The organism is Thermodesulfitimonas sp., assembly GCF_052743955.1.
The window spans coordinates 1-2326 of the sequence record NZ_JBRAIN010000156.1 but is presented as its reverse complement, the minus strand read 5'-3'; the positions used below and the strand labels follow the sequence as shown (position 1 = coordinate 2326).

At 55.6% G+C, this 2326-nt stretch carries 2 protein-coding genes; both read left to right on the top strand.

The window, feature by feature from the left end:
- Positions 1–334 precede the first annotated feature (334 nt).
- Positions 335–904, top strand: coding sequence for a cob(I)yrinic acid a,c-diamide adenosyltransferase (gene cobO, locus ACUVTA_RS09465; RefSeq protein WP_445952690.1), 570 nt, complete (start codon positions 335–337; stop codon positions 902–904).
- A gap of 362 nt (positions 905–1266) precedes the next feature.
- The gene (locus ACUVTA_RS09460) at positions 1267–2238 is read left to right on the top strand and encodes a ubiquitin-like domain-containing protein (RefSeq protein WP_445952689.1); all 972 of its coding nucleotides are present in this window, start codon (positions 1267–1269) and stop codon (positions 2236–2238) included.
- Positions 2239–2326: the final 88 nt, after the last annotated feature.

Genomic DNA, 2326 nt, shown 5'->3' with positions numbered 1-2326 from the left:
AGGTCAGGTGTTCTTCCTCCCCTGGGTTTGAAATCCCAGTTTTTATCTAACTCACTTATCTGCCAGGCGACGATATTATGAAAGATCGCCGTAAGTGTGTTTCTCTGCAACTTCAATTTGAGCAGATGGATACTTCCGTACGGACCTATGTAGCCCATTCCGGATAGTATATCTGCGGCTCGCAAGCACGCTTCCTTAACTGTGTTAGGATCTAATGCCACAGAATCTCACCGCCTAAAATCCTTTCTGTTAAAAACTTCGACTTTCATCTAAAAAGTCCTGCCGGTCTTTTAACCGCGTAGTCTTTCTACCCTGGTCCGTATAGAGGAAGCGGATGGGTCCCTGGCGAAGAAAAAAGGCGAAATTCTCAAAAGAGGTGGGGCAAATGGCACAAGGCCTGGTAATGGTTTTTACCGGTGACGGAAAAGGGAAAACGACGGCGGCGCTGGGAATGGCTTTGCGGGCCTGGGGGCACGGGATGCGGGTTTTCATCGTCCAGTTCGTGAAGAGTGACCGGGTAAAGACAGGGGAACGTCTGGCTGCGGCACGGTTAGGAGAGCGCTTTGTTATTGAGACGCTCGGCGAAGGTTTCGTTTCTCCGGCAGATGATCTCGCCCGTCACCGAGAAGCGGCGGCGCGCGCCTTGGCGGCGGCGCGAGAGGCGCTGACCAGCGGGTACGATCTGGTGGTTCTTGATGAGATCACGCACGCGCTGCGGCACGGGTTGGTTAGCGAAGAAGCAGTGCTAGAACTTATCGCTGCCAAACCGGCGGTACACTTAGTGCTCACGGGGCGGGACGCACCGCCGGCACTCATCGCGCGAGCCGATTTAGTAACCGAAATGCGGGCGGTCAAACACCATTACACGGCAGGGGTGCCGGCACAAAAGGGGGTCGAATATTAGCGGTGCGGGTTGGGCATAGGGATTTTAGGTGATTAACGGTCAAAATTTAGTAAAAATAACTGTCATTACCGGAAAAATAAAGTAACCTTAGATAGATTTCTTCTTAATAGACGCGATTGTCTACGTACTATGGGCGAGCGTAACAAATGGCGCTCTGAGGCGTCTGTCGAAAATTAGCGTGAAAAAGGTGGGTAGTTAGCCTTAAATAACCAAAAAACGTTCCAATTTGCAGCAGGAATTCCGATCTTAGCCGCCGAATAGAATCTCCATTAGCGTAAAGATTTTCCCAAAAGAGAAACGGCGGTGAGCTTATGGAATGGTATGTTGTTGCCCGGAGGCAGGGGATAGGAGAATCTTCTTCTTTGAAACGTGAGTCGCACCGGTTGCGGTTGCGGCTTGCCATTGGCTTTTTCTTGGTCCTCCTGGTAGCCCTTGGGGTAACGGGTTACGCGTGGGCGCAGAAGGAGGTTACCCTCGTTGTTGACGGGAAAACGCTCCCGGTCAAGACTTTCCAGATAGATGTGGCGGGGCTTTTACGGCGGGCGGGGGTGAAACTGGGCCCCGAAGATACGGTGGTGCCGGGGGTGAGAACCAGGCTGCGCGAGGGGATGCAGGTAAAAGTCATCCGGGCGCTGCCGGTCACGGTAACCGTGGACGGTGCTACGCACCAGTATCTGACCAGGGGCAAAACGGTGGCCGACCTGCTGCGGGAAGAGAAAATCCGGGTAGGGAAAGAGGATATCGTGGCCCCGCCCTTGGAAACGCGGCTCTTTGCTGGCGCCACGGTGAGAATCACGCGCGTAACCCGGGCCATCCAGGAAAAGAAGCTATCGCTTCCTTACGGGGTGAAGCGGCAGCCGACGGCTTCCCTCCTGAAGGGGCAGACCAGGGTGCTGGTGGCGGGCCAGAACGGGCTGGCCGTGGAGCGGTGGGAGGTTACTTACTACGACGGTAAGGAAAAAGCGCGGCGGCTTGTGGAGCGGCGGGTGGTCCGGCAGCCGGTAGACCGGGTGGTTCAGGTCGGCATCCTGCGGACGATTTCCCGTGGCGGGGAGGAGCTGCGTTTCACCCGAGTCCTCACCATGCTAGCAACAGCCTATACCTACACCGGCCGCAATACAGCCTCCGGTATGCCGCCGCGCGAGGGGGTGGCAGCCGTTGATCCGGCAGTGATTCCCTTCGGCACGCGGCTTTACATCGAGGGCTACGGACACGCGTTAGCCTGCGACCGGGGAAGCAGCATCAGGGGTAACCGGGTCGACGTTTTCTTTTCTTCCTGGGCAGAAGCGCGGGCGTGGGGTGTGCGGTGGGTACGGGTCTATCTTCTGGAGTGACAAGATTTTGGCCTCAAAGCATTGCGGGGCATAAAATTTTTGGAGGGGGTACTCCCTCTTTTTCTTTTTATTTTTGCAAGCGGTTTCT